Source organism: Pseudomonas sp. XP1 (assembly GCF_053557675.1).
Map to the genome: position 1 here is coordinate 64,497 of NZ_JBNRIJ010000025.1, position 26,815 is coordinate 91,311.

22 protein-coding genes, 1 pseudogene and 1 riboswitch are annotated in these 26,815 nt (G+C 63.2%); of the genes and pseudogenes, 10 read left to right on the plus strand and 13 right to left on the minus strand.

From position 1 onward, the window contains the following. Positions 1–121: 121 nt before the first annotated feature. Positions 122–1,579 carry a DUF3300 domain-containing protein gene (locus tag ACK1U9_RS19275; RefSeq protein WP_135002321.1) on the plus strand — a complete coding sequence of 486 codons (1,458 nt, stop codon included), beginning with the start codon at positions 122–124 and terminating at the stop codon, positions 1,577–1,579. After that, positions 1,576–2,469, plus strand: coding sequence for a DUF2950 domain-containing protein (locus ACK1U9_RS19280; RefSeq protein ID WP_085602155.1), 894 nt, complete (start codon positions 1,576–1,578; stop codon positions 2,467–2,469). Before ACK1U9_RS19275 ends, ACK1U9_RS19280 begins: the two co-directional genes overlap by 4 nt. Positions 2,470–2,494: 25 nt before the next feature. Here the strand turns inward: ACK1U9_RS19280 and ACK1U9_RS19285 are convergent, their stop codons facing one another. The 6 genes and pseudogenes from ACK1U9_RS19285 to ACK1U9_RS19310 all read right to left on the minus strand — a co-directional run bounded on the left by ACK1U9_RS19285 (position 2,495) and on the right by ACK1U9_RS19310 (position 8,599). Beyond that, positions 2,495–3,265 carry a DUF6708 domain-containing protein gene (locus ACK1U9_RS19285; RefSeq protein ID WP_449110103.1) on the minus strand — a complete coding sequence of 257 codons (771 nt, stop codon included), beginning with the start codon at positions 3,263–3,265 and terminating at the stop codon, positions 2,495–2,497. A 188-nt stretch (positions 3,266–3,453) separates the two neighbouring features. Continuing rightward, the gene (locus ACK1U9_RS19290) at positions 3,454–4,125 is read right to left on the minus strand and encodes a DUF6708 domain-containing protein (protein ID WP_256573798.1); all 672 of its coding nucleotides are present in this window, start codon (positions 4,123–4,125) and stop codon (positions 3,454–3,456) included. A 91-nt stretch (positions 4,126–4,216) separates the two neighbouring features. Continuing rightward, complete coding sequence (locus tag ACK1U9_RS19295; RefSeq protein WP_449110104.1) at positions 4,217–5,866, minus strand: hypothetical protein; 1,650 nt, start codon at positions 5,864–5,866, stop codon at positions 4,217–4,219. Next, positions 5,814–7,343: a T6SS effector BTH_I2691 family protein gene (locus tag ACK1U9_RS19300; protein ID WP_449110105.1), complete on the minus strand. Its 1,530-nt coding sequence runs from the start codon at positions 7,341–7,343 to the stop codon at positions 5,814–5,816. The genes ACK1U9_RS19295 and ACK1U9_RS19300 overlap by 53 nt, the downstream gene beginning before the upstream one ends. Then, a pseudogene (locus ACK1U9_RS19305) lies at positions 7,312–7,563 on the minus strand (toxin VasX); the annotation flags it as partial. The pseudogene ACK1U9_RS19305 and the gene ACK1U9_RS19300, both read right to left, overlap by 32 nt. Positions 7,564–7,744: 181 nt before the next feature. Then, on the minus strand, positions 7,745–8,599 hold the full coding sequence (locus ACK1U9_RS19310; protein WP_046614380.1) for a LysR family transcriptional regulator: 855 nt from the start codon (positions 8,597–8,599) through the stop codon (positions 7,745–7,747). Between the two features lie 92 nt (positions 8,600–8,691). Here ACK1U9_RS19310 and ACK1U9_RS19315 point away from each other — a divergent pair, with 92 nt between their 5' ends. Further along, on the plus strand, positions 8,692–9,120 hold the full coding sequence (locus ACK1U9_RS19315; protein ID WP_046614379.1) for a multidrug/biocide efflux PACE transporter: 429 nt from the start codon (positions 8,692–8,694) through the stop codon (positions 9,118–9,120). Positions 9,121–9,371: 251 nt separating this feature from the next. Here ACK1U9_RS19315 and ACK1U9_RS19320 read toward each other — a convergent pair whose 3' ends face one another. The 3 genes from ACK1U9_RS19320 to ACK1U9_RS19330 form a co-directional block, all read right to left on the minus strand. Next, a complete protein-coding gene (locus ACK1U9_RS19320; RefSeq protein ID WP_046614378.1) occupies positions 9,372–10,391 on the minus strand; it encodes a branched-chain amino acid aminotransferase in 1,020 nt (339 codons plus the stop codon). A 136-nt stretch (positions 10,392–10,527) separates the two neighbouring features. Next, positions 10,528–12,105: an ATP-binding cassette domain-containing protein gene (locus tag ACK1U9_RS19325; RefSeq protein WP_046614377.1), complete on the minus strand. Its 1,578-nt coding sequence runs from the start codon at positions 12,103–12,105 to the stop codon at positions 10,528–10,530. A gap of 325 nt (positions 12,106–12,430) precedes the next feature. Next, a complete protein-coding gene (locus ACK1U9_RS19330; protein WP_108481646.1) occupies positions 12,431–12,790 on the minus strand; it encodes a hypothetical protein in 360 nt (119 codons plus the stop codon). A 97-nt stretch (positions 12,791–12,887) separates the two neighbouring features. Next, positions 12,888–13,100: riboswitch (cobalamin riboswitch) on the plus strand. 100 nt (positions 13,101–13,200) lie between these two features. Here ACK1U9_RS19330 and cobW point away from each other — a divergent pair. The 4 genes from cobW (at position 13,201) to ACK1U9_RS19350 (ending at position 19,725) form a co-directional block, all read left to right on the plus strand. Further along, positions 13,201–14,268 (plus strand): cobalamin biosynthesis protein CobW, encoded by a 1,068-nt coding sequence (cobW, locus tag ACK1U9_RS19335; RefSeq protein ID WP_449110106.1) that lies wholly within the window; start codon positions 13,201–13,203, stop codon positions 14,266–14,268. A 3-nt stretch (positions 14,269–14,271) separates the two neighbouring features. Then, positions 14,272–18,033, plus strand: a complete 3,762-nt coding sequence (cobN, locus tag ACK1U9_RS19340; RefSeq protein ID WP_449110107.1) for a cobaltochelatase subunit CobN — start codon at positions 14,272–14,274, stop codon at positions 18,031–18,033. Between the two features lies 1 nt (position 18,034). Next, positions 18,035–19,057: an ATP-binding protein gene (locus ACK1U9_RS19345; RefSeq protein WP_449110108.1), complete on the plus strand. Its 1,023-nt coding sequence runs from the start codon at positions 18,035–18,037 to the stop codon at positions 19,055–19,057. A 101-nt stretch (positions 19,058–19,158) separates the two neighbouring features. Further along, positions 19,159–19,725, plus strand: a complete 567-nt coding sequence (locus ACK1U9_RS19350) for a vWA domain-containing protein (protein ID WP_196188866.1) — start codon at positions 19,159–19,161, stop codon at positions 19,723–19,725. A gap of 106 nt (positions 19,726–19,831) precedes the next feature. Here the strand turns inward: ACK1U9_RS19350 and ACK1U9_RS19355 are convergent, their stop codons facing one another. Then, the gene (locus ACK1U9_RS19355) at positions 19,832–20,098 is read right to left on the minus strand and encodes a hypothetical protein (protein ID WP_013972506.1); all 267 of its coding nucleotides are present in this window, start codon (positions 20,096–20,098) and stop codon (positions 19,832–19,834) included. Positions 20,099–20,438: 340 nt separating this feature from the next. Here ACK1U9_RS19355 and ACK1U9_RS19360 point away from each other — a divergent pair, with 340 nt between their 5' ends. Beyond that, positions 20,439–21,764: a sigma-54 dependent transcriptional regulator gene (locus ACK1U9_RS19360; RefSeq protein ID WP_108481843.1), complete on the plus strand. Its 1,326-nt coding sequence runs from the start codon at positions 20,439–20,441 to the stop codon at positions 21,762–21,764. Between the two features lie 119 nt (positions 21,765–21,883). Here ACK1U9_RS19360 and ACK1U9_RS19365 read toward each other — a convergent pair whose 3' ends face one another. Together ACK1U9_RS19365 and ACK1U9_RS19370 are read right to left on the minus strand one after the other, a co-directional pair. Next, complete coding sequence (locus ACK1U9_RS19365) at positions 21,884–23,884, minus strand: peptidase U32 family protein (protein WP_449110109.1); 2,001 nt, start codon at positions 23,882–23,884, stop codon at positions 21,884–21,886. A gap of 204 nt (positions 23,885–24,088) precedes the next feature. Continuing rightward, positions 24,089–24,469, minus strand: coding sequence for a RidA family protein (locus ACK1U9_RS19370; protein ID WP_046614370.1), 381 nt, complete (start codon positions 24,467–24,469; stop codon positions 24,089–24,091). A gap of 136 nt (positions 24,470–24,605) precedes the next feature. On the opposite strand from ACK1U9_RS19370, the gene ACK1U9_RS19375 reads away from it, so the two are divergent. Then, complete coding sequence (locus ACK1U9_RS19375) at positions 24,606–25,298, plus strand: tRNA (adenine(22)-N(1))-methyltransferase (protein ID WP_449110110.1); 693 nt, start codon at positions 24,606–24,608, stop codon at positions 25,296–25,298. Between the two features lies 1 nt (position 25,299). Here the strand turns inward: ACK1U9_RS19375 and ACK1U9_RS19380 are convergent, their stop codons facing one another. Next, entirely contained in the window at positions 25,300–25,563 is a 264-nt protein-coding gene (locus tag ACK1U9_RS19380) for a DUF2790 domain-containing protein (RefSeq protein ID WP_085602298.1), read from the minus strand. Positions 25,564–25,689: 126 nt separating this feature from the next. On the opposite strand from ACK1U9_RS19380, the gene ACK1U9_RS19385 reads away from it, so the two are divergent. Further along, positions 25,690–26,622 (plus strand): LysR family transcriptional regulator, encoded by a 933-nt coding sequence (locus ACK1U9_RS19385; RefSeq protein ID WP_046614367.1) that lies wholly within the window; start codon positions 25,690–25,692, stop codon positions 26,620–26,622. Positions 26,623–26,815 lie beyond the last annotated feature (193 nt).

The following is a 26,815-nucleotide window of genomic DNA, read 5'->3' on the forward strand; positions in this document are numbered from 1 at the left end:
GCTTCAAAAGCAGCAACCACCCTTACCTTTAAAGCGCGAAAAGTTTGCGCCCGCGCATCTGGCCAAAAGCATCGCCATTGCTACCCTTAATCCACGCGGTCTGACCTCATGGAGAGAAGCGATGCGCATCCCATTGTCAGCGGTCCTGTCGGTAATCCTGTATCTGAGCGCCCCGCCCGGCCTGGTGCTGGCAGAAGATGTACCGGCTCCGGACCCGGCACCACAAGCCGACACGGTCGCGACCAAGGACCCGGTGTTCACCCAGGAGCAACTGGACCAGATGCTCGCGCCCATCGCACTGTACCCCGATGCGCTGCTGGCCCAGGTACTGATGGCTTCGACTTATCCGGGGCAGGTGAGCGAAGCGGTGACCTGGTCCAAGGCCAACCCCAAGGCCACCGGTGACGATGCGGTCAAAAAGGTGGCGAACCAGCCTTGGGACCCAAGCGTACAAGCGCTGGTGGCCTTCCCGCAGGTGCTGGCGACTCTGGGGCAGGACCCGGTCTGGGTGCAGCGCCTGGGCGACGCCTTCCTCGCGCAGCCCGACGATGTCATGGGCGGCGTGCAGCGCCTGCGCCACCAGGCCCAGGCCGCCGGTAACCTGCAGAGCAACCAGTACCAGAGCGTGACCGTGCAGACAGCACCGGCACCGGCCTCCAGCGGTAAAAGCGCGCAGGCCGTTACGACCAGCAGCCCGCCCACCACCATCATCATCGAGCCGTCCGACCCGCAAGTGGTGTACGTACCCACCTACAACCCGACCACCACCTACGGCACCTGGGCCTACCCGGCATCGCCGCCGGCGTACTACCCGCCACCGCCCATGTACTACCCCGGCTCCGCGCTGGTGGCGGGCCTGGCCTTCGGTACCGGTGTGGCAATCGTCGCCTCGCTGTGGGGTGACTGTGACTGGGGCAACAACGACATCGACATCGACGTAAATCGCTACAACAACATCAACGCCAACAATCGCATCACCAACAACCAGAACAAATGGCAGCACAACGCCGCCAACCGCGACGGCGTGCCGTACCGCGACTCTCGCAGCCGCCAGCAGTACGGTCGCCAGCTTGACGGTGCCACCCAGCGTACTGCCTTCCGCGGCGATGACGCCCAGCGCGCCCAGGCGCGGGACAAGGCCAGGGCGTCGATGGACCGGGCCGGCATCGAACGGCCGGCCACCAGCAACCGCCAGGCACGCCAGCAGATGCGCGAGGCGCAGGCGGGCAATTCGGTCGGCAACCGCATGCAGCCTCGTAGCGACAACCCGCGGGCAACTGACCGCCGACAGGAAACCCGCAACACCCAGGCTCGGCAGCAGAACAACCAGGTGAGCCCGCGCAGGCAGGGCGAAGGCCAGGGGCGGCAGCTGGCGCAAAACCGGCCTTCCAATACCGCCGGTCGGGCGCGTAACAATGCCTTCGACGGCGTGCGTTCACCCTCGCGCACCAGCGCGCAGGCCAGGCGTGGCCGCACCAGCCAGTCGTTCGCCCAGCGCCCGAGCGCATCGCGTGCCGCAGGGCACCAGATTTCCCGGCCCAGTGCGCCCGCACGCCGCGGGGGAGGTGGCCGTCGATGAACCGTCAATCGATAGCGGCACTGGTAATCGCAGCGGGTCTGGCCTGGTCGAGCCTGGCCGCTGCGCAGGACGCCTTCCCGACACCAGAAAAGGCTGTGGAATCCTTCGTTGCGGCGCTGGGTGAGGAGAAACCTGATGAAGGCCGCCTGGCCCGGTTACTGGGCGATGACTGGCGTACCTACATACCGCGCGGCGGTGTGCAACGCAGTGACGTGGACACGTTCCTTGAGCAGTATCGCGAGCAGCACAGCATCGATATGTCGGGGGCGAACAAGGCCATCCTCGCGGTGGGCAGTGATCACTGGACGTTGCCCATACCATTGACCAAAGGTGGCGAGGGTTGGCGTTTCGACCTCAAGGCCGGCGGCGCCGAAATCCGCGCCAGGCGCATCGGCCGCAACGAGCTGGGCGCCATGCAGTCGTTGCTGGCCTACCACGACGCGCAGATGGACTACGCCACCCAGGACCACAACGGCAACGGTGCGCTGGAATACGCGCAGAAGATATTCAGCGAGCCCGGCAAGCATGATGGGCTGTACTGGGATGACGATGGCGATGGCCAGGTCAGCCCGCTGGGCCCGCTGTTCGGCCAGGACGTGGTCGGCGATGCCTGGTATGGCTACCACTTCCGCATCCTCGATGCACAAGGCCCATCCGCCCCTGGCGGTGCCTACAGCTACCTGATCGGCAACCAGATGAGCCGTGGCTTCGCCATGGTTGCCTGGCCGGCCAGGTACGATGACAGCGGGGTGATGAGCTTCATGATCAGCCATGACGGCGAGGTGTTCGAGAAAGACCTCGGGCCGCACGGTGACAAGCTGGCCAAGGAGATGAAACGCTTCGACCCGGATGACAGCTGGAAGGTGGTGGATGTGCCGGCGGGAGATTGAGTGAGGCGCACCCGCCGTGGCCGGTTCAAGGTGCGGTTCGCGATTCAAGGTCCATATCAGCTGGCCAGCTCACCTTGGGTGCCAGGCGCAGGGCGAACTCGCACCAGAGCACATCGTTGTGATCCTTGGGTTCCCCAGGTGGTGGCAGGGCTGAGGGGCCTTCCTGCATGTAGGTGCAGATGTAGGCCCAGGCATGCTGGTCGGCACCCATCGTACTCAGGTGAAAACGGTCGATGACGTTGTTCGTGCCCGGCGCGACGATGGACAGCATGACACCCCATTTGAAAATGACCCCACCGTTTGGCAGGGCGCCGGTTTGTGACCAGCGCTCGGCGCGGACTTGGGACCAGTCGTAACTGACCGGCACGACCTTGCCTTTGTCGAAGGGGTTCCACCATTGGCGTTTGAAGTTGTAGGCGTAGATTTTCTGGCGCGCACGGTTGAACCTGATGGGTTCGTCGCGAGGTGGAGAAATATCCATGCGAAGGCCTATAGTAACCAGCCAGCTAACCAGAAAAACTTCAGATATTGAGAGCAGCAGCGATTTAAAATTTCGGGGGTCGAGCGTAAGTGTCATCATGTAAAGGCTAAAGGCGAAAAATATGCACAAGAGGAAGGCGAAGGCTGAAATCAGTCCTCGTGATGATACGCTTTGTCGCGGAATCTCTAAGTAAGTCATGCATTGATGGTTAGGTATTTGATTGCCCATATATTTTTCTATGGAGTTGACTGTGTAAGGGGCGGGCAGGTCTTCCTTCCAGCCCGGGCAGGCAGGATTTAATATGGGTCGGGCCATTTTGTCAGGGGCTCCAAGCGGTGCATGTAGTTCTCTGCCATTATTATCTGTGCTCGAGCTGACTTGTAATCAGAACCAGGCCAATAAACAAGGCAAGTCCAGCTTCCATTGATAAGCGTTCAGTACAAAGCCTACGGCCACCGTACTGCTATCACTGATGACTGATTCACTTTCCCTCTGTTCCAACCTCAGGGGGCGGTTCTCGACTCCAGATCCATTTCCGTTGGCCACGCTACTCGGGGGGCCAAGCGCAGGGCGAACTCACACCAGAGAATATCGTCATGGTCTTTAGGTGTGCCGGGCGGGGGTAGTGCCGAGGGGCCTTCTTTCATGTAGGTGCAGATATAGGCCCACGTAAGCTCATCGGTACCCATCATACTCAGGTGGAAACGGTCGATAACATTGTTCGTGCCCGGTGCTACGATTGAAAGCATGACGCCCCATCTGACAATGAACCCACTTCTGGTTTGTGCCCACAATTCAGCTCGGACTTGCGACCAGTCGTAACTCACAGCTGCGATTTTGCCCTTGTCGAAAGGATTCCACCACTGGCGTATAAAGTTGTAGGCGTAGATTTTTTGGCGTAGGCGGTTGAATCTGATAGGTTCGTCGAGTGGTGGCGTAGTATCAATAAGAATTCCTGTGGCAACTCCCCAGATTATTAGTATGAGCTCAAGGGTCGAATATATTATGGATTCTGGATTTTTGAGGTCGAGTAGTGAGAGCATTAAATAAATATTGAGCGTGAGTGGAATGCATAGTATCACGGTAAGTATTGAGCTTGCACATCGCGGTGTAGTGCTTTGTCGGGCGATCTCTAAGTAGATGGCACACTGATGATTCGGTGCTTGTTTTTCCATGAGAGGTTCTACAGTAGGCGACTCACAAGGTGTGGGTAGGTCCTTTATCCAGCGTGGGCTAGGTGGATTTAATAGTGGGCGATTCATATTGTCAGAGGTCCTTGATTTTTATTTTATTTTCTTTGATCTCCAGGCGTGCATTACCTGCATCGTCATTTTTATTCGGGCGATAATCTAAGATGAATTTGATGTCGCGAATGTGGTGGTTGTCATGCAGCGGTAAGGAATATTGGGTGGTAAATACTCCTCGTTCGCTGTCGAATCTGCTCTGGTGTTGTTTGTCATTGCCAAGTGGAAAAATATTTACATCGCTGGGTTGTGCGATCGTTAGTACGGAGTTTGGTGCGCTCTCGCCTGAGAGGGTTATTGTGTTTTCGTGTAACCCGGATTGATAAAGGTTTAATTCCCAGCGGTAGTAAGATCGGTTGGTTTGATAGTTTGGTAAGGTAAAGTGGAAATCGAGCATGAAAACTGCAGGTACCGCGTGACCATCGCTAATGATCGTTCCCTCCGGCGCGGCAGTATCAAGATGAGCATTCGATGCCAAGCTAAGGTTGACTCTAGCATCTGCCTGGACACCAAGAGTTGCTGCATTGAGAGCTCCAATCGCAGCGTCAAGATGCTCGGCTTCGGACCACGCACGTTGCGCTGTTGGAATGCCCCATCTACAGCGCCTTGACCATAGCTCCGTAGGTGTTGACTCTTTCCGTTTTGCTATTGTGGCTAATGTGTATGTGGCCAGTACTAGCACTATCGTAATGCCAAGGGGGCCGAGCAGAGCGGCTTTTCCGAATGCCACAGCTACTCCAGAAAATGTCGATAGGAAAGCTGTTGCGCTGGCAATACGATATTTTGATGAGGCCGTGTTGTCGCCATTTTCAATTGTGCGGAAAGTTGCAAAGGCATACTGTGCTCCATCCATGAGGCCTGCCATAGCTGTGATAGCACCACCATACCTGGCTAATTTGCTTGCCAACGATGAGTTGGTGATTGTTCCAGGCCATTCTGGATTGGGACGTACCAGCGCTATGGTGAAACCTGCTGTTTCAACACTTGCCCCAAGTACCCCAAGCGATGATGACCAGATTGTTGCGAGCGCTTCCGGGTTGCTTGTATTTGTTTCATGCAGCGCTCGATAGTTCTTGCCCAGGCTGTCCTGCTGAAACCATATACTGCCCAAGGTAAGGAGCAGGCCTACGCTTCCGGTACTAGTCGCCGCATCCCGCATGCTGCGCATAGCATCACTCGCCATGTTTTGTGCGGCTATCGAGCTGATTTTCAAACCATCGGAACCCTGCGCACGCAGCGTACCCGCACCAATCGCAACATTGCGTACCAGCGCCCCGACGCCAGCGACTGCACCTTCGCGCAACTGCACCAGCCGCGCCTGTAAACTTTCAGCACTTTCCAACGTCCAGAGCAGCACCTCGATCATCTGGCTACGGTTACCCGCTGCCGCAATATTGATCGCGCCACTCAGCACCATGGCCCGCACCTTGCGGCCCAGGGGATCACGGAATTGCTTGTCTACCTGCTGCAGAAACGCATCGGTCCGCGCCTCCAGGGTTTCGTTGAGCAGGCTCATGTATTCGCCCACTGTCAGCGACACCCGCAGCGGCGTTACCTGCTGCCCGGCAAACAGGGCAAACGCCGAGCGATGCACATGGCCGATCAGGGTCTTTGTCCGTTCACTCAGGTGCTGGCTGAGCGCATTCCCGGCGCTGTTGGTCGCGGCCAGCAACTGGCCAACGGCATCCTGTATCGGCNGTCCGTTCACTCAGGTGCTGGCTGAGCGCATTCCCGGCGCTGTTGGTCGCGGCCAGCAACTGGCCAACGGCATCCTGTATCGGCTTGATCATCAACAGCTGGCCGTCGGCGGTGCCGGCGATGCCCTTGATGATGTCGTACACCTTGCCGAAGTCATCCCCGGCCAGCGCGCTGGCCACCTGCTGCATCAGCTTCTGGTTCTTGGCCAGCAGTGCCTGGTAAAGCAGGCTGCGGTCGTCTTCCAGCAGCTGCTGCCAGATATGCTGGGTAATCCCGAGCGGCTGACCCTCCTGCGGCAAGGTTTCAGTGGGCCCGCCGGCCAGGCAGGCGGCCATCATCTGGATGAAGTACTCCACCGAAACAGGGGAGGTCGCGTCATAGTCGTAGTAGCCGATCTGCTGAAACGCCCGCTTGGCATAGTGCCGCGCATACAGATCGCCAACCTGGTCGATCATCGACTGCCAGTTTTTCAATTCGCGGTCGTAATCGGCCTGGAACGCCGCGCGGGCGCTTTCGTCGTAACGCTCTTCCAGCCGCTCGCGGGCGTCCTGCTGTTTACGCGCGATGTTGCGTTCGGTCTGCGCGTCGATGTCCACCGGAGGCAGATACGCCTTGGCCGCGATCGGGCTGTCGTTCCACTGCTCGACCTGCCGGGCTTGCCGCTGCGCATCCTCGGCACCCTGCGCGGCAGCCATGGCAGCGTGCAGTTCGCGGATGCCCAGTAGTGCTTGCGAGGTGAAGTATTCGAAGTGCCGCTGCGGTTGCGCCCGCCATTCCTGCAGGGCCTGCACCCAGCCAGTGCGTTGCGCGTTGAGCTCCATGACCATGCCGACCGGGTCGGGCAGCGTCAGCGCCAGCAGGCCATTGGGCAGTTGTTCCTGCTGAATGACATTGCGCACATGCGTGCGGGTTTCATGCCAGCGGCCCAGGCGGCTGTAAAAGCCATGGACGCTGGTGAACCTGGCAGAGGAAAAGGTAGAGAACTCCAGCACCTGTTCCAGGCCGAAGCGGAAGCTGTCGGTCATGGCGATGCCGAGGCTGGCAGGGTCGTTGCGTGCGGTGTTCAGGTCCACTTCGACGAAGCGGGCGAGGGTGCCCGGGTCACTGTCGACGATGCCTCGCCGATAGCGGTCGAGTACGGCACGGGGCCAGGGGTCGTTGGCGAAGGCGATCCAGGCCTTGCGGTAGAGCAGGGTATCGATGTTGATGAACGAGGCGATCACATCGTGGCCTTCGGTGGCGCATACCTTGGGTAACGACCTGGGTGGCCCCAAGGGCATCTGCGACACCGGAAAGCGCTGCAAGGTACCTTCCGCCGCTACCTCGTAGGCCTGCCAGATTTCCTGGTCGAGCAGTACGTAGACATAACCCTGGCGCAGGAGGCGCAACTGGTCGGTGTGCATCGGGTGNGTAGGCCTGCCAGATTTCCTGGTCGAGCAGTACGTAGACATAACCCTGGCGCAGGAGGCGCAACTGGTCGGTGTGCATCGGGTGAAAGATGATTTCGCTATCGTCTGCCAGGCGATAGGGGTGCCCTGTATCCGGGCGCGGGGCGTAGGCCTCGCGCAGCAGCAGAATTGGCAGGCCGGAGCGTCCGCAGGCGTTACAGGTGCCGTAGGTGTTGGGGATTTCTTCCTGCATGGCGATGTGGATGGTTTTGCTGATGCTCATCAGGAGTTCCTTTTCCAGTGATTTGACGCAACGGCCAAAACACTAGCGAGGAACGCCTTCGCGGGGGAGCAATGGGCTTCCTAAAACGTTGTAGGATTTTTCGCTTTAGTGCCCCTATAGCAGCGGCCTTGCGTCGCGACGGGCTGCGCAGCAGCCCCAGGATCTTGCAGGCGATAAAGGCCTATTGCCCCAACATCTGCCGCACCAGCCACTGCCCCGCCGGCCCGAGCGCGCGCCGGCTCGACCATGCCACATCCATGTCAACCCGTCGCGGGTACCCGGCCACCTGCAGCTCCACCAGCCCACTGCCAAAGCGTGCCACCAGTGCCCTGGGCAGTTCGGCCCAGCCGAACCCGCGCACGGCGAACTCCAGCAGGGTGAGGTAGTCCGGTGCCGACCAGGCCTGGCCACGCCCCTGGTGCAAGCTTTGAGCATAGGTCTTTATATACAGCTGCCGGACGTTCTCCAGATGCTGCATCTGCACCTGGGGCAAAGCCGCCAACGGATGCCCGCTGGCCACGTACACACCAAACTCTGCCTGCTCGGGCAGGCGTGCCACGGCAACGTCAGCGGGGTAGCTGGGCTGGGTGGCGAGAATACCGACATGTGCCAGGCCCTGCTGGATCAGCTCGATCACGTCGGCATCTTCCGACGGGCCGCAGCGCAGCTCGGTATGCGGGTAGTGCTGGGCGAAGCGGGCCATCACCGCGCCCTGGAACGTCACGCTGTAGCTGTCCGACATCACCACCGAGACCAGTGCCTCGACGTTTTCAGCCAGCCGCACCGCCAGGGCATCGAGCTGGGCGCTGGCATCGAGAATCGCCTCGACATGGCTCAGCACCTGTCGCCCAGCCTCGTTCAGCGTGGGGTGACGGCCGCCACGCTCGAACAACGGGCAACCCACATCGGCCTCGAAATTGGCGATGGCGATGCTGATCGTCGACTGGCTTTTGCGCAATTTGCGCGCCGCAGCGGAAAACGAACCCAGCGATGCAGCTTCGACAAAAGCCACCAGAGCTTCGGGTGAGTAGCGCATGGTATTGATAAAATCGATGGTAGCTATATCGCGAGTATCAGTTCTATCAAAGAAAATAGGAAGCACGACTCACGCAAAGGATGGATTTTGCAATGAAAAACGTGTCTTTCACCGAACGCCTGGTTCACGCTGTCGGTTATGAAGTGTTCGCGGTGCTGCTGTGTGCGCCGCTGTTGTCCTGGATCATGGGCAAGTCGCTGGCGACGGCGGGAGCGCTGGCGGTGACCCTGTCGGTGATCGCCATGCTGTGGAACATGGTCTACAACGCGCTGGTCGATCGCTACGTCCGCGGCGAGCGCATCCACTGGAAGGCCAGCGCACGCTTTGTGCACGGCCTGGGCTTCGAAGCCGGGCTGGTGGTGTGGTGTCTGCCGGTGGCGGCGTGGATGCTGGAGATTTCGTTGCTGCAGGCGTTCATGGTGGAGTTGGGCTTCTTCGTGATCATCCTGCCCTACACCGTGCTGTACAACTGGGCCTTCGACAAAGCCCGGCACCTGCTGATACAGCGTCGCCTTGCATGAGAACTACCTGCCTGCGCGGCCCCTCGATTTGTGCATTGTGCGGATATCCTGGGGCCGCTTCGCAGCCCTTTCGCGACACAAGGCCGCTCCTACAGGGACGGCGCAGGCTTCAGGCTTGCGCTGTACCTGTGGGAGCGGCTTTAGCCGCGAACACCGGCGCAGCCGGTGCCATCATAGTTGACCGCGTCAGCCAATAAAAAACGGGGCATGCCATCGCTGGCATGCCCCGTTTTTCAAGCCGCTAAAGCGTCTCAGGCAACCTTGACGATCCAGCCAGCCGGTGCTTCCACGTCACCGCTCTGAATACCGGTCAGCTCGTTGTAGAGCTTCTGGGTAACCGGGCCGACCTTTTCCAGGTCGTGGAACACGTGCAGTTTGCCGTTGTACTCGATGCCGCCGATCGGGGTGATCACCGCCGCGGTACCGCAGGCGCCGGCTTCGACGAAACGGTCCAGCTTGTTGATTTCCACATCGCCTTCGATCACGGTCAGGCCCAGGCGCGATTGCGCCAGTTCCATCAGCGACAGGCGGGTGATGCCTGGCAGCACCGAAGCCGATTTCGGGGTGACGAACTCGTTGTTGGCGGTGATGCCGAAGAAGTTGGCCGAACCGACTTCCTCGATCTTGGTGTGGGTCAGCGGGTCGAGGTAGATGGCGTCGGCGAAGTTGGCTTTCTTCGCTTCTGCACCCGGCTGCAGGCTGGCGGCGTAGTTGCCACCGACCTTGGCCGCGCCAGTGCCTTGGGGGGCTGCGCGGTCGAAGCTGGAGATCTGGAAGTTGTGCGGCTTCATGCCGCCCTTGAAGTACGAGCCAACCGGGATGGCGAAGATCGAGAAGATGAACTCGGGGGCGGTGCGCACGCCAATGTTGTCACCGGTGCCAATCACGAACGGGCGCAGGTAGAGGGCGCCTTTACCGTGCGGAGGCACGAACTTCTCGTTGGCCTTGACCACTTGCTTGCACGCCTCGATGAACACATCGGTCGGCACCTGCGGCATCAGCAGGCGGGCGCAGCTGCGCTGCATGCGGGCGGCGTTCTGGTCCGGGCGGAACAGGTTGATCGAACCGTCCTTGCAACGGTAGGCCTTGAGGCCTTCGAAGCACTGCTGGCCGTAGTGCAGGGCGGTGGAGCCTTCACTAATGTGCAGTACGTTGTCTTCGGTCAGGGTGCCCTTGTCCCACTCGCCATTGCGCCATACGGACAGGTAGCGTTTGTCGGTCTTGATATAGTCGAAACCGAGCTTGTCCCAATTAATGCTTTCGTTGCTCATGACACCCTCATTGTCTTGCAAGTGCCCGATTGCTCGGGCTGCTGTTATATGCGCACCACGCCACCATAATACATCCGTGGCAGATCGGGAACGGCCAGTCACGAATTGATAGCCTGCAATGCATTTATTGCGGCGTTTACAGGTGCAGGTACTCGTCCAGCGCCAGCTGGTCGAGCAGTACCTGGTCGTGGGACGCCACCACCAGCGCCCCGCGAAACTGCCCGAGCATGTGTTCCAGTGCGGCCAGCGATGGCAGGTCCAGGTGGTTGCCGGGTTCGTCCAGCAATAACAGGTCGAGCGGCCGTTCGCGGTATAGCACGGCGGCCAGTGCCGCCTTCATCCGCTCACCCCCGCTGAGCAGGCTGCTGGGTAGTTCGATGCGGGCCGCATCCAGGCCCAGTTGCGCCAGGCGGCTGCGCAAGTCGCCCTGGGCCAGCGTCGGGTTTGCCTGGCGCAGGTGCTCGAGCACACTGGTATTGCCTGGCAGTGCGCTGCAGTGCTGGTCGAGCAGGGCGGTTTCCCCACTGAGGCGCAGGCTCTCGGTTGGTGCTGGCAACTCACCGTTCATCAGCCTGAGCAGGGTGGACTTGCCACTGCCATTGGCGCCTACCAGGCCCACCCGCTGGCCCAGGCACACGCGCAGGTTCAGTGGTTTGCGCGTCCCGCGTGGCAGGCGCAGCGCCTGCAGGGCCAGCACTTCGCGGCCTGGATGACGCTGCGGCGTGGGTGCATGCAGGGTAATGGCGCTGTCCTGCTCGACTTCGCGGGCGGCGTCACGCACTTTGCCCTGCAGCGCCTGCCGGGCGTCGCGATGGTCGCGGCGCTGTTTGCCCGCAGTGGCCTGACTGCGCTCCTGCTGGCGGTCGACCAGGATCTTGGCCTGGTTGGCGTGCCTGGCATTGCGCCCGGCGCGGGCTTGATGACGTTCCAGGTCTTCGCGCTGACGCTGCAGTTCGCGCGCCTGGCGTTGCTCCTCCTGTTTCAGCCGGGCAAGTTGCTGTTGGGCCTGCGCTGTCTGGCTGGCTTTCTGGGCCGAATAGAAGGTGTAGTTGCCGCCATAGGCCCGCAAGCCCAGGCTGGATAATTCGACGATGCGCGTCATGTGCGCGAGCAGGCTGCGATCATGGCTGATCACCAGCAAACCCCGGTCCCAGGCTTCGATCATGCCCAATAGTTGGGCGCGGGCGTCGCTGTCCAGGTGATTGCTCGGTTCGTCGAGTATCAGGTAGTCCGCTTCGCTGAGCCAGGCGCCGACCAGCGCCACGCGCATGGCCTGACCACCGCTCAGGCTGTGGGCGGGCTGGTGCCAGTCGAGTTGGCCCAGGCCGTGGCGTTGCAGGTGCCCCTGCAATTGCTCGCGAATATCCCAACGTTCGCCGACGGCGTCGAAGTCACTGGGTGCGACACTGCCTTGCTCGATGCGCTCCAGCGCAGCGAGCACCGCGCCCACCTGGGCCAGGTCGGCGACCGTGGCGCTGTGCTCGATCACCTGCTGGTCCAGAAGATGGACGCGCCCAAGGCGCCGACACTGGCCGCTGCTTGGTTCGCGCTGGCCGGCAAGTATCTGCCCGAGCAGGCTCTTGCCCACACCGTTGCGCCCGACCAGGCCGGTGCGGCGTTGGTCGAAGGTTTCGCTGAGGTCGGTAAATAACAGCCTGCCGTCAGGCAAGGCCAGGGAGACGCTGTCCAGCGTCAGGATCGACGTGTTCGTCATGCACAACTCCACAAATGCCGCGACATCTCCGGAGCGAACCGGAGGCTGAAGACTGGCCGTCGAAGGGACGGCGGCATCAATGGCGCATTGGACGAATACCTCGTGACAGGGGAATGCGTAGCCTAACGGATAGAGGCATTGTTGTCGCGGGAAAACACATTCCGCGAGTGCGCCACGGACCCTGTGGGTGCGGGTTCACCCGCGAGACAGGCGACGCGGTGGATGGCACGGGCTTCGCCCGTGTTCGCGGGTAAACCCGCTCCCACATGGCCGGCGTCGCCCTTAAGGCGTGCACCGGACCTGCAGGGCCGCGCATGCCCCTGGTTCAGCGCCCCACCAAACGCCTGGTCCAATCGCCGCCGTGGCTCTGCTGGCACGCCTCTTCACTGTCAAACCGTACATGCCAGGCTGGATGATCCAGCTGAATGCCGGCCTGCTCCAGCGCAAGGCCCGTCAGCGCGAGCATGCGCATTTTGGCGTCGCCCGCCAAGGCGGCGGCCTTTTCGGCCTCTCGCTCGAATACCCAGGTAATACGCAGGCTGGCCGGAAAATCCTCGAGAGCCAGACGATGGGTAAGCCAGCTGAAACCGACGATCTCCGCCTTGGCGGTTTCGCAGGCTTCGGTCAGGCAAGCCACCAGCTCACGCTCCAGGCGTGCCATATCGCGCTTGTTCAGGGGTTTCACCGTGGGCCTCGCTGCTCAAAGCCACCACTCTAACGCAGTTGCGGCGCTTGTTGTCGGCCAGCCCGACAGCAATGGTTGACCACCCGCCAGCCACTGCGTAGCCTTGCCACTTCGAGGTTCTTCGGCCAGGCCGAAGCTAAGACGGGAACGCGGTACAAGCCGCGGCTGCCCCCGCAACTGTAAGCACCGACAACGGATCGACACAGCCACTGCGCCCGCGCGCGGGAAGGCGTCATCCCGCCAGCCTGCTGCACCAGCGGGCACATGGAACGGTGCGAGCCAGGAGACCTGCCTCGTCACGTTTTCGACTTTCAACCGGGCGGGGTGATCCGGTGGCGAACAAGCCCGGCCGGCCTGGCCTGCGGCTGTCGTCCTGCATGCCCGCGCCAATCTGCCAAGGGCAATGCGACATGAAAACACTGGCCAAGCTCCCCGTCACCATCGTCACCGGCTTCCTCGGCTCGGGCAAGACCACCTTGCTGCGCCACATGCTCGACAACGCCCAGGGCCGCCGCATTGCGGTGATCGTCAACGAGTTCGGCGAACTGGGCATCGACGGCGAAATCCTCAAGCAGTGCAGCATCGGTTGCACCGAAGAAGAAGCCACCGGTCGCGTCTACGAGCTGGCCAACGGCTGCCTGTGCTGCACCGTGCAGGAAGAGTTCTTCCCGGTGATGCGCGAGCTGGTGGCACGCCGTGGCGACCTGGACCATATCCTCATCGAAACCAGCGGCCTGGCCCTGCCCAAACCGCTGGTGCAAGCCTTCCAGTGGCCGGAAATCCGCAATGCCTGCACCGTCGACGCGGTGATCACGGTAGTCGACAGCCCGGCCGTGGCCGCCGGCACCTTCGCCGCCTACCCGGACCAGGTCGATGCCCAGCGCAAGCTCGACCCCAACCTGGACCACGAGTCACCGCTGCACGAACTGTTCGCCGACCAGCTGGCCAGCGCCGACCTGGTGGTGCTGAACAAGGCCGACCTGATCGACGCCGAAGGCCTGGCCAAGGTCCGCGCCGAGGTGGCCGAAGAACTGCCGCCGGCGGTCAAAGTGATCGAAGCCAGCAGCGGCAAGCTGCCGCTGGAAGTGCTGCTGGGCGTGGGTGCCGAGTCCGAGGCGCACATCGATGGCCGCCGTACCCACCACGACTCGCACCATGACGGCGATGACCATGACGATCACGACCACGATGCCTTCGACTCCATCTCCATCGACCTGCCAGAAGCCGACGAAAGCCTGCTGCTCGACGCCCTGACCCAGTTGGTGGTGGAATTCGGCATCCTGCGCGCCAAAGGCTTCGCTGCCATCCCGGGCAAGCCGATGCGCTTGCTGGTACAGGGCGTGGGCACCCGTTTCGACAAGCACTTCGACCGCGCCTGGCGCACCGACGAACCGCGCATCACCCGCCTGGTGCTGATCGGCCAGGACCTCGACGCCGCCCAGCTGGAAGCGCGCCTGCGCCAGGCACTGGGCGCCTGACCCATGCACCTGCTGCGGACCCAGCCCGGCGGCTTCGTGCCGGATGACAGCATTGCCGACCTCGGCCAGACGCCCGCCGAGCTGGTGATTCTCTGCAGCGGCGATTCCCATCTGGCATTGCTCGCCGATACCGCCGAGCAATTGCCCCAGGATTACCCCAGCCTGCGCCTGGCCAACCCGATGCAGGTACAGAACCATGCCTCGGTCGACCTTTACGTCGACCAGGTACTTCGCCATGCCAAGGTCATCCTGGTGTCGCTGCACGGTGGCGTCGGCTACTGGCGCTATGGCGTCGAGCAGCTGGTCGAGCTGGCCGGCCGAGGCGTGCAACTGATCCTGGTGCCGGGCGACGACCGCCCGGACCCGGAACTGACCAGCCTGGGCAGTGTCAGCGGCGAGCAGGCCGAACGCCTCTGGCACTACTTGCGCCAGGGCGGCAAGGCCAACGCCATCAACCTGTTCAACTGCCTGGCCAGCCAGTGGCTGGGCCGCGACTATGCCTGGGACGAACCACAGCCTTTGCCGCGCACTGCCGTGTATCACCCGGCCAAGGGCAGCGCCACGCTGGAGGACTGGTACCCGCAGTGGCACCCCGAACAGCCAGTGGCGCCGCTGCTGTTCTACCGCTCGCACCTGCAGGCGGCCAACACCGCGTTCATCGATGTGTTCTGCCAGCGCCTGCAGGCCGCCGGGCTCAACCCGTTGCCGATCGCGGTGGCCAGCCTAAAGGAAAGCGCCTGCCTGGAGCAGGTCGAAGCCTGGCTGGACGAGGTGGGGGCCGAAGTGCTGGTCAACACCACCGGCTTTGCCCTGTCCAGCCCCGAACGCCCCAACCTGCGCCCGTTCCGTCGCGACATCCCGGTGCTGCAGGCCATCTGCGCACAAGACAACCAGCCCGGCTGGGAAGCCAGCGAGCAGGGCCTGGGGGCGCGTGACCTGGCCATGCACATTGCCTTGCCCGAACTGGACGGGCGCATCATCACCCGCCCGGTCAGTTTCAAGGACATGGCCTGGCGCAGCGAGCGCAGCCAGTCCGACGTGGTCTGCTACCGCGCCCACCCCGAGCGCATGGACTTTGTCGCCGAACTGGCCCGCCGCTGGGTCGAGCTGGCGCGCCTGCCGAATGCGCAAAAGCGCGTGGCCCTGGTGCTGGCCAACTACCCGACCCGGGATGGCCGCATTGGCAACGGCGTTGGCCTGGACACGCCAGCGGCGGCGCTGAACATTCTCAAGGCCCTGCAGGCCGAAGGCTATCCGCTGGCCGACTTGCCGGGCAGTGGCACGCAACTGATCCACCAGTTGCTCGGCGGCGTGACCAACGACCTCGACCATCTGGACCTGCGCCCCTGTGCGCAGAGCCTGAGCCTGGCCGACTACCAGGCCGCCTTCGAGCGCCTGCCAGAGGCCAACCGCCAGGCTGTGCTGGAGCGTTGGGGGCCGCCGCAGCAAGACCCGATGTACCGCAGTGGCCGGCTGATGGTGGCCGGCCTGCGCTTTGGCTTGACCTTCGTCGGCATTCAGCCGGCGCGGGGTTACCAGGTGGACCCCAGCGCGGTGTACCACGATCCGGACCTGGTGCCGCCGCACGGCTACCTGGCGTTTCACTTCTGGCTGCGCCATGCCTTTGCCGCCGACGCGGTGATCCATGTCGGCAAGCACGGCAACCTCGAATGGCTGCCCGGCAAGGGCGTCGGGTTGTCGGCGCAGTGCTGGCCGGACGCCTTGCTCGGCCCGCTGCCGAACATCTACCCGTTCATCGTCAACGACCCGGGCGAGGGTGCCCAGGCCAAGCGCCGCACCCAGGCGGTGATCATCGACCACCTGATGCCGCCGCTGACCCGTGCCGAAACCTATGGCCCGTTGCGCCACCTGGAGCAATTGGCCGACGAGTTCTACGAGGCCCAGCTGCTCGACCCGCGGCGCGCCCGCGAGTTGCAGCGCGACATTCTCGAACTGGTCAAGGCCAACCACATCGACCGCGAACTGCAACTGGAAGGCCAACTGGACGATGCCGCGGTGTGGTTGCCGCGCCTGGACACCTACCTGTGCGACCTGAAGGAATCGCAGATTCGCGATGGCCTGCATGTGTTCGGCCAGTCCCCGGAAGGCCGGCTGCGCCTGGATACCTTGCTGGCGCTGTCGCGGGTCGAGCGTGGCGACGGTCGCGGCGGCAATGCCAGCCTGCTGCGGGTTCTGGCCAAGGCGCTGGTGCCGGGTTTCGACCCGCTCGATTGCGAACTCGGCCAGCCGTGGCAGGGCGCACGCCCCGAGCAGTTGCAGGCCATGAGCAGCGAGCCCTGGCGCACCTGTGGCGATACCCGCGAACGCCTCGAACTGCTGGCGCTGCAGGTAATCGACCAGGCGCTGGGCGGCACCGCACAGTTGCCTGCCGAGAGCGAATGGCAGCCGGTGCACGATGTGGTGCAGGCGCTGCGCGAAGCGGTGGCACCCAGCCTGGACGCCTGCGGCAGCGCCGAAATGAATGGCCTGCTATCGGCGCTGGCCGGGCGTTTCGTGCCCGCCGGGCCCAGTGGCGCGCCCAGCCGTGGGCGCCTGGACGTGCTGCCTACCGGTCGCAACTTCTATACCGTGGATGTGCGCAACCTGCCTACCACCACCGCCTGGCGCCTGGGCTTCGCCTCGGCCAACCTGGTCCTCGAACGCCACCTGCAGGACCACGGCGATCACCTGCGCCAACTCGGCCTTTCGGTGTGGGGTACGGCAACCATGCGTACCGGCGGCGACGACATCGCCCAGGCCATGGCGCTGATGGGTGTGCGACCGGTATGGGCCACCGGCAGCCAGCGGGTCGACGATTTCGAGATCCTGCCGCTCAGCCTGCTCGACCGCCCGCGGGTTGACGTGACCTTGCGCGTTTCCGGCTTTTTCCGTGATGCCTTCGGCAACCTCATCCGCCTGTTCGATGCTGCAGTGCGGGCGGTGGCCGCGCTGGATGAACCGGACGATCTCAACCCCCTGGCCGCCCGCGTGCGTAGCGAGCGCGCCGCGCTGCAGGCGCAGGGCGTGGACGCCGAGCAGGCCGCGCGCCAGGCTGGCTGGCGGGTGTTCGGTGCCAAGCCCGGGGCCTACGGCGCCGGGGTGCAGAACGCCATCGATGGGCGCCTTTGGCACAGCCGCGACGACCTGGCCGAGGTCTACCTCAACCACGGCGGCTATGCCTACGGCGCCAGTGACGACGGTACCCCGGCCCGCGCCCAGTTCGCCCAGCGCCTGGCCAAGGTGCAGGCGGTGCTGCAGAATCAGGACAATCACGAACACGACCTGCTCGATTCCAACGACTACTACCAGTTCCAGGGTGGCATGCTGGCGGCTTCGGAAACCTTGTCCGGTGCGGCAGTGGCCAGTTACCACGGCGACCACAGCCAGGCCGACCGGCCGCGCATCCGTACCCTCAAGGAAGAGCTGAACCGGGTCATCCGCGCCCGGGCGCTGAACCCGAAGTGGATCGACGGGGTCAAGCGCCATGGCTACAAAGGCGCCTTCGAGATGGCGGCGACGGTCGACAACCTGTTCGCCTTCGACGCTACCACGCAGCTGATCGACGACCATCATTACCAGGCGCTGGCCGATGCCTACGTGCTCGACCCGGCGACCCGCGACTTCATGCGCGAGCACAACCCCGAGGCCCTGCGCGACCTTACCGAACGTTTGCTGGAGGCCCAGCAGCGCGGCCTGTGGCAGGCGCCTGGCGACTACCGCGAAGCCCTAGAGGAACAACTGCTCGACGGCGAGGAACAGGCTTGAAATGAGTGAACCCGTGCAATTTCCACTGGCAGCCGTGGTCGGTGCCGACGACCTTAAACTGGCGCTGTGCCTGACCGCCATCGACCCTAGGATCGGCGGCGTGCTGATCGAGGGGCCGCGTGGCATGGCCAAGAGTACCCTGGCCCGTGGCCTGGCCGACCTGCTCGGTGAGGGCCCGTTCGTCACCCTGCCACTGGGCGCCAGCGAAGAGCGGTTGGTCGGCACCCTCGACCTGGATGCCGCGCTGGGGCAGGGCAAGGCGCAGTTTTCCCCCGGGGTGCTGGCCCAGGCCGATGGCGGCGTGTTGTATGTCGATGAGGTCAACCTGCTGCCCGATACCCTGGTCGACCTGCTGCTCGACGTGGCGGCCAGTGGCACCAACCGCATCGAGCGCGACGGCATCTCGCACCGGCACAGTGCCCGCTTCGTACTGATCGGCACCATGAACCCGGAGGAGGGCGAACTGCGCCCGCAGTTGCTCGACCGCTTTGGCCTCAACGTGGCTCTGGAAGGCTTGCCCGAGCCTGAGGCGCGCCAGCAGATCATTCGCCGGCGCCTGGCCTTCGACAGCGACCCGCAGGCCTTCTGCGCGCAATGGGCCGAGGCCCAGGCGCAATTGCGCGAGCGCTGCCAGGCGGCGCGCCACGCCCTGGCGGACATTGCCCTGGACGACCAGGCGCTGGCCTGGATCACCGAACGCTGCTACGCCGCCGGGGTCGACGGCCTGCGCGCCGACCTGGTCTGGCTGCGCGCTGCACGCGCCCACTGCGCCTGGCGTGGCGGCGAGGCCATAGAGGAGGCCGATGTCGATGCAGTGGCCGAGTTCGCCTTGCGCCATCGCCGCCGTGTTACGCCCCAGGCCAACCCGCCTTCAGCTCCGCAGCAGCCTGAGCAACAGCCCGGCCGACAAGGCACGGGCAACCCTGGCGAACAGGGCGCGCAGGGCGACTGGGGGGCAATGCCGGCACAGCCGGTGGCCAGTGGCACCCGCCGCGAGGTGCCGAACTGGGCAAAAAAGCCCTGAGCATCCCCCAGCCACCTGCCAAAGGGGTGGATGCCAAAGCAGGCGCAGGTAAGCAGTACGTTGCCAGCCGAGGCCGGGCGCGCAATGCCGCGGCCGGTCGGGTGGCCTGGCTGCCGACCCTGCTCAAGGGCCGGCCACGCCAGCGCCAGGACCTGTGCTGGCAGCAACGCCAGGCCAGGCCCGCAGAGCTGTGGCTGATAATCGTCGATGCGTCGGCCTCGACCCGCCGCCACCAGGCGCTTACACAAACCAAAGGGCTGCTGGCGGCGCTGTTCGACCACGCCTACCGCCAGCGGGCCCGGCTGGCCCTGCTTACCGCCAGCGGGCGCACGCCGCAGTGGCAGCGCCACGGCCTGAAGGCCTCGGCCGCCTTGCAACCGTGGCTGCAAGCCTTGGGGGCCGGTGGCGGCACGCCGTTGATCGCTGCACTGGAAGAGGCCCGGCAATGGTTGCAGGCGCGGCGACGAGCCCACCCCGAAGAAGCGCTACGCTGCCTGGTGTTTACCGACGGTCGTCTGCAGCACTGGAATACCGTGCAGCCGATGCCGTGTGCCACTCTGCTGGTGGATATGGAACTGGCACCAGTGCGCCTGGGGCGTGCGCAGCGTCTGGCGCAACAACTTCAGGCTGATTACCAGCATCTGCAACAGTTCAGTTTGGTGGATTGAAAAGTATCGGTGCGACACTATGTCGCAATAAGAAAAGTTGCCAGAACAGCAACCCGGAAGTTGTACAAGTGCGTGGCGATGCACGCACTTGGTTTGCCGGCCGATATTATTTCGGCATCGACCACGGTTGCAGGTCGTAACCTTTCTCGCACAACTCGGCGCGCACTTCCTCGATCAGGCTGGCCCACTGGGCCGGGTCGGAGTAGATACGCGAGGACACTTGCTTGCTGCCGATGCGGGTGCTGGTCCGGTCGATCACTGCCAGGCTCAGTTCACCAGTACCGTTGGGTGCATCCCAGGCTACGCACTGGAAAGGTTCGAAGGCGTGGTCGGCAATCAGCAGTGCTTCGTTGACACGGAGCGGGGCATTCATGGTTCGGTCTCTCTATGGTCCCAAACATCCAGGTAAGTCCGCGTTGCTTCAAAGTCGCCTCGGTTATCGCGAAGTGCAGCGCGGGGTTATGTGTACTGATGCTCGTTGTCCGGGGGCGAGTCACACATTGGTTGAAAAAAATTTGCCAGGTTCGAATCCGTTCTTGCCCACGCCGCCATGTGATGTCGATAAAGTGCGAAAATTCCCGTCATTGATTGTAAAAAAATGATTCGGCAGACAGACGGTACTGGGAACCGTCAACTTCGTTGCTACTGTTAATCGGGCGCCACAACTTACTGTTTTATTTCAAAAAACCGAAAACTGGCGCCAAGGATCGGTCATGCAGCAGCCTGCCGCCCAACGCCGTTTGCTCATCGTCGACCCCTGCGATGACTGCCACCGTTTGTTGCCTGGATTGTCTAGCGCAGGCTGGGATGTACACAGCTGCATGCTCGGAACCGCGCTGGATCATCCCTGCGATGTGGGCCTGCTGCGCTTGCAGGCGTCACATCTCAGGCGCCCGGACGGGGTCAAGGACTTGATCAAGCGCAGCAACACCGAATGGATTGCGGTGCTCAGCGCCGAACAGCTGCGCATGCCGGCCGTCGGCGATTTTGTCTGTGAATGGTTCTTCGACTTCCACACCTTGCCGTTCGACGTTTCCCGCGTGCTGGTCACCCTGGGCCGGGCCTTCGGCATGGCCCGCTTGCGCGGCAAAGGGGTGGCGAGGGTGGATGAAACCAGCCACGAGCTGCTCGGTGACAGCCGCCCGATCCGCGAGCTGCGCAAACTGCTGGGCAAATTGGCGCCTACCGAGTCGCCGGTGTTGATCCGCGGCGAAAGCGGCACTGGCAAGGAACTGGTGGCCCGCACCCTGCACCGCCAGTCGCAACGCAGCGAGCAGCCGTTCATTGCGATCAACTGCGGAGCGATCCCCGAGCACCTGATCCAGTCGGAACTGTTCGGCCATGAAAAGGGCGCTTTCACTGGTGCCCATCAGCGCAAGGCCGGGCGCATCGAAGCGGCCCATGGCGGCACGCTGTTCCTCGATGAAATTGGCGACCTGCCGCTGGAGTTGCAGGCCAACTTGCTGCGTTTTCTGCAGGAAAAGCACATCGAGCGTGTGGGTGGCAGCCAGCCGATCCCGGTGGATGTGCGGGTGCTGGCGGCTACCCATGTGGACCTGGAAAGGGCCATCGAGCAAGGGCGCTTTCGCGAAGACCTGTATTACCGCCTGAACGTGTTGCAGGTAGTGACCGCGCCTTTGCGCGACCGGCATGGCGACCTGTCGATGCTGGCCAGCCATTTTGCCCATTACTACAGCCTGGAAACCGGGCGTCGACCGCGTTCGTTCAGCGACCATGCCCTGGCGGCCATGGGCCGGCATGACTGGCCCGGCAATGTCCGCGAATTGGCCAACCGTGTGCGGCGCGGGCTGGTGCTGGCCGAAGGCCGGCAAATCGAGGCGCAGGACCTGGGGTTGCAGACCCTCGACCAGGTGCAGCAACCGCTGGGCACGCTGGAAGAGTACAAGCACCGGGCCGAGCGCCAGGCGCTGTGCGATGTACTCAGCCGGCACAGTGACAACCTGAGCGTGGCGGCCAAGGTGCTAGGTATATCGCGGCCGACGTTCTATCGGTTGCTGCACAAGCACCAGATTCGCTGAGCAGTGGATGGCACCGGCTACGCTGGTGTTCGCGGGTAAACCCGCTCCCACAGGTACTGTATCGACCGTGACGCTGGCGCAGTACCTGTGGGTGGGGCTGCCCGCGAACAGGCTATCGATCAATGCGGCCCGCGCGGAATGGTCTTCAGCAGGTCTTCCGGGCTGATGTGCCCCACCACCTGGGCCACCGCGCTGCCTGGGGTCGGCAGGTCGATGATGTGGCTTTTCATCTTGCCGATCACGTGCATTTCGCACGGCTTGCAGTCGAACTTGAGGGTCAGCACTTCATCACCCTGAATCAGCTGCATCGGTGCCACCTTGGTGCGCACGCCGGTCACGCCCTTGGCCTGCTTGGGGCACAGGTTGAAGGAGAAGCGCAGGCAGTGCTTGGTGATCATCACCGGCACTTCGCCATGCTCTTCATGGGCCTCGTAGGCCGCATCGATCAGCTGCACGCCGTGGCGGTGGTAGAAGTCGCGGGCCTTCTGGTTGTACACGTTGGCCAGGAACGACAGGTGCGACTCTGGGTAAACCGGCGGTGGCGTGGTCTCGGCCTTGCGCCCGCCACGCGGGTGCGCCTGAACCCGTGCATCAGTCAGCGCCTCGATGGCTTCGCGGCGCAGGGCCTTGAGCTGCGAGTTGGGGACGAAGTACGCCTGCGGGGCGTCCAGCTCGATGCTGTCGGCGTGGTACATGGTGGTACCCAGCTGGCCGAGCAGGTCGTGCAACTGTTCCAGCGCCTGTTGCGGCTTGTTGGCCGGGCCGAACGGGCCGTCCAGTGCCACTTGTGCGCTCACGCCTTCCTCGCTGGTGACGGTCAATGCCAGGCGTTGCTCGCGCAGTACCGCGTGCCATTGCACGCCGACACGGCGCTCGGCCGAGGTGCGTTGCAGGGCCTGCTGCCAGTTGTGGTCGAGGTTGCGCGACAGCGGGTGGTTGGGCCGCAGCTTGTGCAGGCCTTCGGGCATTTCGTTGGGCTCGACGCGGTAGCGGTAGCGCTTCTCGCCGTCTTCCTCGAACTCCCCACGCGGTTCGGCGATGTTGGCGCGGAAGCCCACCACTTCGCGCTTGACCAGCACATTGAGGCCGTCGCCATTGGTCAGCGGCACCTCGGTGACTACCAGCATGTCACGCTTGCCGACCTTTTCCACCACGCCCACCGGCAGGCCGGTGAAGGTTGGCGAGTCGAAGGCGCCGATGTCGACCTTGCGGTCGGTGACGAAGTAGTCGGTGCTGCCGCGGTGGAAGGTCTTGTCCGGGTCGGGCACGAAGAAATGTTCGGTGCGACCGCTGGAGGCGCGGGCCAGCTCCGGGCGGCCTTCGAGGATGGCGTCGAGTTCCTTGCGGTAGTGGGCGGTGATGTTCTTCACATAGGCCACGTCCTTGTAGCGGCCTTCGATCTTGAACGAGCGTACGCCGGCATCGACCAGGTCAGCCAGGTTGGCGGTCTGGTTGTTGTCCTTCATCGACAGCAAGTGCTTCTCGAATGCGACCACCCGGCCCTGGTCATCCTTCAGGGTGTAGGGCAGGCGGCAGGCTTGCGAGCAGTCGCCACGGTTGGCGCTGCGGCCGGTCTGCGCATGGGAAATGTTGCACTGGCCGGAGAAGGCCACGCACAGCGCACCGTGGATGAAGAACTCGATGGCAGCGTCGGTTTCTGCGGCGATGGCGCTGATCTGCTGCAGGTTCAGTTCACGCGCCAGCACCAGCTGGGAGAAACCGGCCTGATCGAGGAACCTGGCCCGTTCCAGGGTGCGGATGTCGGTCTGGGTGCTGGCGTGCAGCTCGATCGGCGGGATGTCCAGCTCCATCACCCCCAGGTCTTGCACGATCAATGCGTCGACACCGGCGTCGTACAGCTGGTGGATCAGCTTGCGCGCGGGCTCCAGCTCGTTGTCGTGAAGGATGGTGTTGATGGTGGTGAACACGCGTGCATGGTAGCGATGGGCGAACTCGACCAGTTCGGCGATATCGCTGACTTCGTTGCAGGCGTTATGGCGCGCGCCGAAGCTCGGGCCACCGATGTAGATGGCGTCGGCGCCGTGCAGGATCGCTTCGCGGGCGATGGCCACGTCACGGGCAGGGCTGAGCAGTTCCAGGTGATTCTTTGGAAGGGACATGTCGTTATAGGTTCGGGCTGTCACGGTTTAGGCGGGCATTGTAGCGGCGAAACGGGCTGGCGGCATCATCGGGGTGCCGAGAGGTGTACTGCCTGCACCGGCCCTATCGCCGGCAAGCCAACTCCCACAGGTACTGCACTGGCCTGAGGGCAGCGCTCTCAAGACACAAGCTGGCTTGCCGGCGATAGGGCCCTTGGAGGTGAATCAGCGCTTGGCGGCCATTGCGGTCACTTCCACGCGCATGCCTTCGACCGCCAGTGCAGCCACACCCACGGCAGCGCGTACCGGCCAGGGCTTGCTGAAGAAGCGCTGGTAAACCTCGTTGAATGCCGCGCGGTCGGCCATGTCGGTGAGGTAGATGGTCAGGTGCAGCACGCGGTCCATGCCGCTGCCGGCCTTCTCCAGCGCCACTTTCAGTGCCTGCAGGGTGCACTCGCTCTGCTCGACGATGCCGCCCAGTTCCAGGCTGCCATCGGCGTGGGTCGGGATCTGCGTGGTGACCAGCACGCCGTTGTATTCGGCGACGTCGGAGGAAATCGACTCGGCGTCCGGGTCCGGGGTGTAGATGATGTCTGCTTGTGCCATTGTGTGTTTTGCCTTGCTACGGAAGGAAAGCGGCAAGCCTACGCGAGCGCGCTGGCCCGGTCGAGGGCACCCCGGAGTTTGAAATGCGCGGCGTTCGCCGTCAGAATCGCGGCCGATTGCAAAGCAGGGGTTTACGTTGAACGAACAGACATTGTCCAGGCGCCTGGAGCGCGTGGCTGCACAAGTACCGCAAGGTGCACGCCTGGCAGACATCGGCTCGGACCATGGCTACCTCCCGGTGGCCTTGATGCTGCGCGGCGTACTGGACGCGGCGGTGGCGGGCGAGGTGGCGCAGACGCCGTTCACCTCGGCCCAGCGCAACGTGCGCAGGAACGGCCTTGAAGGGCGGGTCAGCGTACGCCTGGCCAATGGCCTGGCAGCGGTCGAGCCGGAAGACCGCATTTCGGTGATCAGCATCTGCGGCATGGGTGGCGACACCATGTGCGAGATCCTCGAGGCCGGCAAGCAGCGCCTGGCTGGCGTCACCCGCCTGGTGCTGCAGCCCAATGGCGCCGAGCGCGAACTGCGCCAGTGGCTGATGGGCAATGGCTACCGGATCGTCAGCGAAGAACTGCTGCGGGAAAACCGCTTCGACTACGAGATCATCGTCGCCGAGCCGGGCGGGGCGGCGTACAGCGCTGAACAGCTGTATTTCGGCCCGGTGCTGGTGCAGGAGAAAAGCGAGGCGTTCCTGGTCAAGTGGCGGCGCATGCTGCGGCAGAAGCAACAGACCCTGGCCAACTTCGAGCGGGCCCGCGGTGCGGTGCCTCAGGCGAAAATCGACGACTTCAGGCAACAGGTCGGCTGGATCATCGAGGTGCTGGCCTGACTCACTGCTGCGAGCAGTTGCCCATTTCCCGGTAGTCGATTTCGTGTTTCTGGCCCTGATGGTCGACATACACCATGTGCGCGGTACCAACCTGGCAGTCGGCGGCGTTGGTGGCCGGGGTGATGGAGATGACCTTGGCCACATCCAGCGGCATGCCGTATTCATAATTGCTGCTGCTGACCGGCTGGTTGCTGCCGGTGTCGGCAAAGGCACCGAACGAGGCGAGAGTAGCGGCAACGGCAAGGACAGCGATCGAACGTTTCATGGCAGGCTCCTTTTTTTCAATGTATGGCTAATGATCCATTCATTGGTCATCCACAATAAATGGGCTAACTCGTGATAGATTCCTGCCTGTAACGCAAGAATAAGACCGAACAAGGAGCACACCTTCATGGACATGCTGCATGCCATGCGTACCTTCGCCCGTGTGGTGGAATGCGGCAGCTTCGCTGCGGCCGCCAATGCCCTGGACATTTCCGCGGCTCAGGTTTCGCGCATCGTTGCCGAGCTGGAAAACCAGCTGCAGACCCGCCTGCTGCACCGCACCACGCGGCGTTTGCGCATGAGCGAGGCGGGCGAGCGGTTTCTCGAGCGCTCGCGGCAGATCCTGTTGCTGACCGAAGAGGCGGTGGGCGAAGCCCGTGGCGCGCACCTCACGCCCCGCGGCCACCTGCGCTTGCATTGCCCGCACGGCATGGGCCTGTTGCTGATGCCGCTGGTAGCCGGCTACAACGCACTGTGCCCGGAGGTGGTGATCGAGCTGACCCTGTCCCAGCGCAACCCCGACCCGCTGGCCGAAGGGCATGACGTGGTGATTACCGTGGACGGTGCGTTGCCGGATTCGCAGCTGATCGCCGTGCCGCTGGGCAACATTTTCAGCATCCCCTGCGCGGCGCCAAGCTACCTGATGGCCCATGGCGTGCCAGAGCGCCCGGAAGACCTGCACCAGCACCGTTGCCTGCGCATGGCTTATCCGATGTACGAAGGTGACTGGGTGTTCCCGCAAGGGGTGGACCAGTGCGTGATCGCACCGAGCGACAGTTTTTCCACCAACGTCGCCGACGCCATGCTGGTGGCCAGCGAGCTGGGCATGGGCATTGGCCTGCTGCCGTTCTACACCGCCAGCCAGGCGATCGAGCAGGGGCGGTTGTGCCGGTTGCTGGCGCCGTATCGCCTGCGCGAGAGCGCGCTGTACGCGATCTACCCGTCACGGCACTACCTGGATGCCAAGGTGCGTACCTGGATCGACTACCTCAAGGAGCAACTGCCAGCGCTGTTCGAGGGGCATGCCAGGGTGGTGGATGATTCGCGGTATTGGCGTTGAAGCACTGATCTGGTTTTTTTTGGCAACTTCTCGCACTGCCTGTACTGGCCCTATCGCCGGCAAGCCAGCTCCCACAAGGTACTCCACAGGTTGCGAAGGTGGTGCAGTGCCTGTGGGAGCAACTGTCTTGCTCAATTTCTAAAAGCTGGCGTGATCCCTGTGGGAGCGGGCTTGCCCGCGAACACGGGCGAAG

Bases quoted from the DNA above. Each gene is read 5' to 3' on its own strand.
- ACK1U9_RS19275 (WP_135002321.1), top strand. From the start codon at position 122: ATGCGCATCCCATTGTCAGCGGTCCTGTCGGTAATCCTGTATCTGAGC.
- ACK1U9_RS19280 (WP_085602155.1), top strand. From the start codon at position 1,576: ATGAACCGTCAATCGATAGCGGCACTGGTAATCGCAGCGGGTCTGGCC.
- ACK1U9_RS19285 (WP_449110103.1), bottom strand. From the start codon at position 3,265: ATGGCCCGACCCATATTAAATCCTGCCTGCCCGGGCTGGAAGGAAGAC.
- ACK1U9_RS19290 (WP_256573798.1), bottom strand. From the start codon at position 4,125: ATGGAAAAACAAGCACCGAATCATCAGTGTGCCATCTACTTAGAGATC.
- ACK1U9_RS19310 (WP_046614380.1), bottom strand. From the start codon at position 8,599: ATGCGCTACTCACCCGAAGCTCTGGTGGCTTTTGTCGAAGCTGCATCG.
- ACK1U9_RS19315 (WP_046614379.1), top strand. From the start codon at position 8,692: ATGAAAAACGTGTCTTTCACCGAACGCCTGGTTCACGCTGTCGGTTAT.
- ACK1U9_RS19320 (WP_046614378.1), bottom strand. From the start codon at position 10,391: ATGAGCAACGAAAGCATTAATTGGGACAAGCTCGGTTTCGACTATATC.
- ACK1U9_RS19325 (WP_046614377.1), bottom strand. From the start codon at position 12,105: ATGACGAACACGTCGATCCTGACGCTGGACAGCGTCTCCCTGGCCTTG.
- cobW (WP_449110106.1), top strand. From the start codon at position 13,201: ATGAAAACACTGGCCAAGCTCCCCGTCACCATCGTCACCGGCTTCCTC.
- cobN (WP_449110107.1), top strand. From the start codon at position 14,272: ATGCACCTGCTGCGGACCCAGCCCGGCGGCTTCGTGCCGGATGACAGC.
- ACK1U9_RS19345 (WP_449110108.1), top strand. From the start codon at position 18,035: ATGAGTGAACCCGTGCAATTTCCACTGGCAGCCGTGGTCGGTGCCGAC.
- ACK1U9_RS19355 (WP_013972506.1), bottom strand. From the start codon at position 20,098: ATGAATGCCCCGCTCCGTGTCAACGAAGCACTGCTGATTGCCGACCAC.
- ACK1U9_RS19360 (WP_108481843.1), top strand. From the start codon at position 20,439: ATGCAGCAGCCTGCCGCCCAACGCCGTTTGCTCATCGTCGACCCCTGC.
- ACK1U9_RS19365 (WP_449110109.1), bottom strand. From the start codon at position 23,884: ATGTCCCTTCCAAAGAATCACCTGGAACTGCTCAGCCCTGCCCGTGAC.
- ACK1U9_RS19370 (WP_046614370.1), bottom strand. From the start codon at position 24,469: ATGGCACAAGCAGACATCATCTACACCCCGGACCCGGACGCCGAGTCG.
- ACK1U9_RS19380 (WP_085602298.1), bottom strand. From the start codon at position 25,563: ATGAAACGTTCGATCGCTGTCCTTGCCGTTGCCGCTACTCTCGCCTCG.
- ACK1U9_RS19385 (WP_046614367.1), top strand. From the start codon at position 25,690: ATGGACATGCTGCATGCCATGCGTACCTTCGCCCGTGTGGTGGAATGC.